The organism is Caballeronia jiangsuensis, assembly GCF_046030135.1.
GTDB lineage: Bacteria > Pseudomonadota > Gammaproteobacteria > Burkholderiales > Burkholderiaceae > Caballeronia > Caballeronia jiangsuensis.
Window position 1 is genome coordinate 22,311 of record NZ_JAQQDB010000065.1, and the last position, 6,495, is coordinate 28,805.

A 6,495-nucleotide genomic window follows, 5' to 3' on the forward strand; every position below is an offset into this window, starting at 1 on the left:
GGTTGTATGAGTTACGGCACTCGGGCTTCGCGGTGTTCGTCTTGCGTTTCACTCGTGAGCCGTCGTTGTGTGTATTTGAAGCCCCGCAGGTATCTGGCTTGTGTCCGGGACGCGGGTCTTGTGCAATGTTTTGTATCGCGCACGTTCCAGATACATTGCGATACGAAACCCGGCTTAGCGCTCGGCCAGCAGCTTCTGGATGGCCGCTTCGGTCTGCGCGTAATCGCCCTCGCCGACGTGCGTGTAGGCCACCTGCCCGTGCTTGTCGATCAGATAGAACGCCGGCCAGTACTGATTGCCGTACGCGGCCCAGGTCGCATAGCGGTTGTCCTGCGCGACGGGATACGTGATGCCGAAGCGCTCGATCGCGCGCTTCACATTGTTCGTGTCCTGCTCGAACGGAAACTCGGGCGTATGCACGCCGATGACGACAAGCCCTTTGTCCGCATACTTCTGATGCCACGACTTCACGGACGGCAGCGTGTTGACGCAGTTGCCGCACGCGAAGGTCCAGAAATCGACGAGCACGACCTTGCCGCGCAATTGCGCGAGCGTGAGCGGCGCGCTGTTGAGCCATGTGTCGATGCCGGCGAATTCCGGCGCGGCGTTGGAATGCGTGTTGGCGCTTGCGGGCGCGGCGGCGTGCACGGGCGTGATGGCCGCGCAGGCGGCCAGTCCGGCGCACGCGGCAGCGTTCTTGATGGCGGCGAGCATGTGGAAGTCCTCTGAATGCGGTAAAAAAACGGGGTGGCTCGATATGAGCCTTTGGCCCCGGCAGGCCGACGTATTCATCGGCATGACCGCATTGGACTGCTCGCGCGTATCCCGCTTGTGTCGGAATAAGGCGCGCTGCGCAATGTTATGTATCGTGCGACATGCGGGATACACTGCGATACAAAACTTCCGCCGAAGCGCGCTATAACGCAGACATCGCATCATCAGCGGGAGCTTCGAATGAAACGCATGCTGGCGGTTCTCGCCTTTCTCGTAGGCGGTATCGCGACGGAAATGGCCCATCCGGTTCAGTGTCTGCTGGTCAGCCCGAGCCGGGTGCAACTCAAGCGTCAACGACAACGATCCATCGATGGAAACCACTGATCACGTTTTGATCGTCGACGACGATCGCGGCATTCGCGAACTGCTCGCCACCTACCTCGAAAAGAACGGCATGCGCGTGTCGCTCGCGGCGAACGGCCGGCAGATGCGCGCAGTGCTCGAGCAGCAAGGCGCGCCGGATCTGATCGTGCTCGATCTGATGCTGCCCGGCGAAGACGGTCTCGTGCTGTGCCGCGAGCTGCGCGCGGGCAAGTACCGCGACGTGCCGGTGCTGATGCTCACCGCGCGCAACGAGGAAGCCGATCGCATTCTCGGTCTCGAAATGGGCGCCGACGATTACCTGCCGAAACCCTTCGCCGTGCGCGAGCTGCTCGCGCGCATCCGCTCGGTGCTGCGCCGCACGCGCATGTTGCCGCCGGGAATGGAAGTGAGCGAATCCGCGCCGATGCTCGCATTCGGCGACTGGCGGCTCGACACGACCGCGCGTCATCTGCTCGATGCCGAAGGCACGATGGTCGCGCTGTCCGGTGCGGAATACCGGCTGCTGCGCGTGTTTCTCGACAACGCGCAGCGCGTGCTCACGCGCGATCAACTCCTGAACCTGACGCAAGGACGCCAGGCCGATGCGTTCGACCGCTCCATCGACCTGCTCGTGTCGCGACTGCGCCAGCGTCTGCGCGACACCGCCCGCGAGCCGCGCTACATCAAGACGCTGCGCAGCGAGGGCTATGTGTTTTCGGCCGAGGTCAAACCGATCGAGTCTTCTCAATGAGCACGGTAACGCCCGCTTCCCTGTTGCACTGGCCGCGCACGCTGTTCGCGCGGCTCGCGCTGATTCTCGTCGTCGGACTGGCGCTCGCGCAGACCTTCTCGTTCCTTCTGACGATGCGCGAACGCGACGATTCGATGACCCACATGATGGTGGGCTACGTCGAGCGCGAAGTGGCGAGCTCGGTCGCGCTGCTCGATCATCTGCCGCCGGACGAGCGCGCCGCGTGGCTGCCGCGTCTAGCGCGCCGCAGCTACACGTTCATTCTCGGACCCGGCGAGACGGGCGCGCCGCTGGATGCCGCGCTGTCGGAGCGCTTTGCGCGGTCCATCGGCGAAGGCATCGGCAAGCGCTATCCGCTGACGGTCAACGCCGTGCCGGGCGACAAGGAACGCTTCCAGGTGCATCTGCGGCTGTCGGACGGCTCGCCGCTCACCATCGACATGCGTCCGATGGTCGGCACGCCGCTGTCCGGCTGGCTGCCGCTGGTGCTGGTGCTGCAACTGATCGTGCTCGGCGGGTGCTGCTGGCTCGCGGTGCGCCTCGCGACGGGCCCGCTCAAGCGCCTCGCCAATGCCGCCGATACGCTCGGTCCCGATCTCAAGGCCGAGCGACTGCCCGAATCCGGGCCGGAGGAAGTCGCGCGCGCCGCGAAGGCGTTCAACGCGATGCAGGACCGCGTCTCGACGTACATGACCCAGCGCATGCAGATTCTCGCGGCGATCACGCACGACCTGCAGACGCCGATCACGCGCATGCGTCTGCGCGTGGACGTGATGGACGACGAGGCCGCCGGCGCGAAGCTTCAACAGGACCTGAAGGAAATGGAGTCGCTCGTGAAGGAAGGCGTCACCTACGCGCGCACGCTGCACGGCACGAACGAAGCGCCGCGCCGCATCGATCCGGATGCGCTGTTCGAGAGCATCGTCGATGACTATCTCGATGCCGGGCAATCGGTGACCTTGCGCGGCAATATCGCCGGCGCGCTGATGGCGCCTCCGCAGGCGTTGAAGCGCGTCGTGGGCAATCTCGTCGATAACGCGATCAAGTATTCCGGCGCGGCGGAGATCGAAGTCGCCACCCGGGACGATGGCCGCGCCGTCATCGCCGTGCTCGATCGCGGTCCGGGCATTCCCGACGAATCGCTGGAGGCGGTGTTCGAGCCGTTCGTGCGGCTGGAAGGCTCGCGCAACCGGCAGACCGGCGGCACGGGTCTGGGGCTTGCCATCGCGCGGCAACTCACGCTCGCGATGGACGCGTCGCTCACGCTGCATCATCGCGAAGGCGGCGGGCTGGAAGCGCGTCTCGTCCTCAAAAAGGCGACTTAACATACGACGTCTCATATCAAACGTGGACTACACGTTAGCCCCGCTTGACGTTGTATAGCGATCTCCGCTAACGTCATGCTCCATGACGCGCGGCCCCACGCGCGCACCGGACATCGCTGGAGACGCCATGCCCCGCCGCGCTGATGTTGTACGACATCGTTTGTTTTCTCCCTCGCAGCCTTCCGGCTGACGCCCGCTTCGCCCTTCCCTTCGAATCTCAGACCGGACGCCGCGCCGTGCGTCCGTGCGCTTCGCGCGCGCCCAAAAATCCGCATCGAGGAGACTTTCATGAAGCAACCGAAACATGCATCGGCGGTGCGATCCGTCGCGCGCCGTACGTTCGTTAAATTCGCGGGCATTTCGGCGGGCGCGCCGCTCATCGGTGCGATGGGCGCGCTCGGCACGCTCGCGGGCTGCGGCGGCCACGACGACTCGAATTCAGGCTCCGGTTCGACGCCGCCGCCCGCCGCACCGGACCCGATCTGGGGCGCGTCCGGTTCGGCGACGCAGATCGTGAACGCGCTGCAAAGCGTATCGACGTCGATGTTTCCGAGCCGCCAGTTCCTCGTCACCGATTACGGCGCGAAGCCCTGCGCGGTCGTCGCGGCGGCGAATCCGTACACCGATCCGACGAAATCGCCGTTGAGCACGGGCGCCGATCAGACCAACGCGTCCGGCTCCTTCGACTCGCGTCCGGCGTTTCTCGCGGCCATCGCGGCGTGCAACGCGGCCGGCGGCGGCCATGTCGTCGTGCCGGCGGGCGCGTGGTATTGCGCCGGCCCGATCGTGCTGCTGTCCAACGTCGACTTCCATCTGTCAGCGAACTGCACGGTCTATTTCAGCCCGAATCCGGCCGACTACGCGAAGGACGGTCCGATCGACTGCGGCCCGAACGGCAAGCTGTTCTACAGCCGCTGGCAGGCGAACGACTGCCTCAACTACGGCCCGCCGGTCTACGCGCGCAACCAGAAGAACATCGCGGTCACGGGCGAAGGCGATACTTCGGTGCTCAACGGTCAGGCGATGACGCCCTTCGCCGGCAGCGGCAACACCGCGACGTGCTGGTGGACATGGAAAGGCAACAACGGCGTCTACGGCTGCGTGAATTCGTCGACGCCTTCGCAGGCATCGAGCAACGCGAACAACGTCGATCTGAAAACCGCCGTGCCCGGCATCCCCGATGCGCTCTATGCCAAACTCACCGATCCCGCCACGCCCTGGCAGCAGGACCAGAACTATCTGCCCGCGCTATCGGAGGCGGGCGTCGCAATCGAGAAGCGCATCTTCGGCATCGGCCATTACCTGCGGCCCTGCATGGTGGAATTCATCGGCTGCACGAATGTGCTGATGGAAAGTTATCGCACGAACAACACGCCGTTCTGGCAGCACCATCCGACCGATTGCCAGAACGTCGTGATGCGCAGCGTGACCGTGGACAGCATCGGCCCGAACAACGACGGTTTCGATCCCGACGCCTGCGACATGGTGCTATGCGAGAACGTCACGTTCAACACTGGCGACGACTGCATCGCGATCAAGTCGGGCAAGGATCTCGACACGCAATACGGCCCGGCGCAAAACCACGTCATCCAGAATTGCACGATGAACAGCGGCCACGGCGGCATCACGCTCGGCAGCGAGATGGGCGGCGGCGTGCAGCAGATCTATGCGCGCAATTTGCAAATGCTCAACAAATTCTGGGCGACGAATTCGCTGAACATCGCGATTCGCATCAAGACGAACATGAATCGCGGCGGCTTCGTGAAGGATTTCTACGTGGACAACGTGACGCTGCCCAACGGCGTGAGCCTCACGCCTTCCGGCTACGGCAGCAGCCTGCTCGCGGGCAGCCCGATCAACGCGACGGTGCCGCTCGGCGTGGCGACGGCGGCGGCGGCGAATCCATCGGCGGCGCAGGGCGGCATCATCACGTTCGACTGCGACTATCAGCCGTCGAAGGACGCGATCCGCACGCGGCCCGCGCTCGTGCAGAACGTGAATATCTCGAACGTGAAGGCGAGCAATGTGTCGCTGAACGGCGTGACCGGTTCGTGCTTTCAGGCGATCGTCGCGCAAGGCCCGGTCGCGTTCGATTACAACGGACCCGCGCCGACGCCCGCGATTCCCGCGATCACCGGCGTGACGATCACGGATTGCGATTTCGGCACGCCGGTCGCGGCCGGTCCCGCCACCGCGACGACGCCGGGCCCGATCTACGCGTACAACGTGCACGACATCGTGTTGAAGAATACGGTGATCGCGGGCGTGACGATGAACTCGACGGTCAGCGATCCGCGCTGATCATCGCCCGGACAGGCGTCTCGCGATGAGCAAGGGCAAGCGCAGCACGAAGCCGAAAAGAAGCCGCGCGTGCATCCATGTGAGCAGCGCGTTGTCGCGGCCATAGCGGAAATGCGAGACGCCGCCCTCTTCCGGTTTGAAATAGCGCACAGGGGCGTCGAGGTTGATCGGGCGCACGCCGCGCCAGCAGAGGCGCACCACTGCTTCGGGATCGAAGTCGAAACGGCGCATCCAGGTGGCTTTGCGCATCAGCGCGGCGAGCGGTGCGATCGGATAGACGCGAAAGCCGTACAGCGAATCGCCGATGCCCATCCAGAGCGTCTCCAGATTCGCCCAGCCGTTCGAGATGCGCCGGCCCTGAACGCGCAGTTGCGGCGCGCTTGCGTCGAATGTCGGGCGGCCGAGGATCATCGCGTCGGGCGCGCGCATCGACGTTTGCATGAAAGCGCCGATCAGCGCGGCGGGATGCTGGCCGTCGGAGTCCATCGTCAGTGCGTGAGTGAAGCCGAGTTTCGCGGCTTCGTCGATGCCCGCGAGAATCGCCGCGCCTTTGCCGCGGTTCTCGGGCAATACGATTACGTGCAGGCCCGGGTCGGTTTTGGCCATGTTCAGCAGGCGCTCGGCGCTGCCGTCGGTGCTGCCATCGACGACGACCCATACCGGGTTCCACTGTTCCCGCGCGCCGCGCACGGTTTCGTCGACTTTCTCGCCAGGGTCGTAGCTTGGAATGAGGACGAGATGCGTGGACGATGCGCGTGGTGATGGCATTGAGAAAAGCGACGAGCGGGAGGGATGTGGTGGATTTTAACGTCTGTGGGGGGAGGTGCTTTGGGGTTTCGATGGATCCCGATTTCGTGTTGGTTTATTAGCACTGCCCCTGTGCGGGGCGGCAGTCACTTTCTTTGCTGCTGCAAAGAAAGTAACCAAAGAAAGCAGCTCGTTTAAGCCCGCGGTCACACGCAGTTTGGCCATGCTTGCCAGCCGGAAGTGGCACTCGCCTAAGAAGCTGTTGCAGAATTAAGTTCATGAATTCTTAAGCTT

Annotated in this window: 6 protein-coding genes; 4 read left to right on the top strand and 2 right to left on the bottom strand. The window is 64.1% G+C overall.

All coding sequences use genetic code 11. The features are described from left to right. Window positions 1-174: 174 nt before the first annotated feature. On the bottom strand, window positions 175-714 hold the full coding sequence (locus PQR08_RS36775) for a thioredoxin family protein (protein ID WP_035499914.1): 540 nt from the start codon (window positions 712-714) through the stop codon (window positions 175-177). A 240-nt stretch (window positions 715-954) separates the two neighbouring features. On the opposite strand from PQR08_RS36775, the gene PQR08_RS36780 reads away from it, so the two are divergent. The 4 genes from PQR08_RS36780 to PQR08_RS36795 all read left to right on the top strand — a co-directional run bounded on the left by PQR08_RS36780 (window position 955) and on the right by PQR08_RS36795 (window position 5,454). Next, the gene (locus tag PQR08_RS36780) at window positions 955-1,098 is read left to right on the top strand and encodes a hypothetical protein (RefSeq protein ID WP_167390430.1); all 144 of its coding nucleotides are present in this window, start codon (window positions 955-957) and stop codon (window positions 1,096-1,098) included. Then, window positions 1,085-1,828: a response regulator gene (locus tag PQR08_RS36785; protein ID WP_035499809.1), complete on the top strand. Its 744-nt coding sequence runs from the start codon at window positions 1,085-1,087 to the stop codon at window positions 1,826-1,828. The genes PQR08_RS36780 and PQR08_RS36785 overlap by 14 nt, the downstream gene beginning before the upstream one ends. Further along, window positions 1,825-3,153 carry a HAMP domain-containing sensor histidine kinase gene (locus PQR08_RS36790; protein WP_250485364.1) on the top strand — a complete coding sequence of 443 codons (1,329 nt, stop codon included), beginning with the start codon at window positions 1,825-1,827 and terminating at the stop codon, window positions 3,151-3,153. The genes PQR08_RS36785 and PQR08_RS36790 overlap by 4 nt, the downstream gene beginning before the upstream one ends. A 288-nt stretch (window positions 3,154-3,441) precedes the next feature. Then, window positions 3,442-5,454 carry a glycoside hydrolase family 28 protein gene (locus PQR08_RS36795; protein WP_250485365.1) on the top strand — a complete coding sequence of 671 codons (2,013 nt, stop codon included), beginning with the start codon at window positions 3,442-3,444 and terminating at the stop codon, window positions 5,452-5,454. Here the strand turns inward: PQR08_RS36795 and PQR08_RS36800 are convergent, their stop codons facing one another. Further along, on the bottom strand, window positions 5,455-6,222 hold the full coding sequence (locus PQR08_RS36800; protein WP_250485367.1) for a glycosyltransferase family 2 protein: 768 nt from the start codon (window positions 6,220-6,222) through the stop codon (window positions 5,455-5,457). Window positions 6,223-6,495: the final 273 nt, after the last annotated feature.

Coding starts and splice junctions, on each gene's coding strand:
- PQR08_RS36775 (WP_035499914.1), bottom strand. CDS start 714: ATGCTCGCCGCCATCAAGAACGCTGCCGCGTGCGCCGGACTGGCCGCC.
- PQR08_RS36780 (WP_167390430.1), top strand. CDS start 955: ATGAAACGCATGCTGGCGGTTCTCGCCTTTCTCGTAGGCGGTATCGCG.
- PQR08_RS36785 (WP_035499809.1), top strand. CDS start 1,085: ATGGAAACCACTGATCACGTTTTGATCGTCGACGACGATCGCGGCATT.
- PQR08_RS36790 (WP_250485364.1), top strand. CDS start 1,825: ATGAGCACGGTAACGCCCGCTTCCCTGTTGCACTGGCCGCGCACGCTG.
- PQR08_RS36795 (WP_250485365.1), top strand. CDS start 3,442: ATGAAGCAACCGAAACATGCATCGGCGGTGCGATCCGTCGCGCGCCGT.
- PQR08_RS36800 (WP_250485367.1), bottom strand. CDS start 6,222: ATGCCATCACCACGCGCATCGTCCACGCATCTCGTCCTCATTCCAAGC.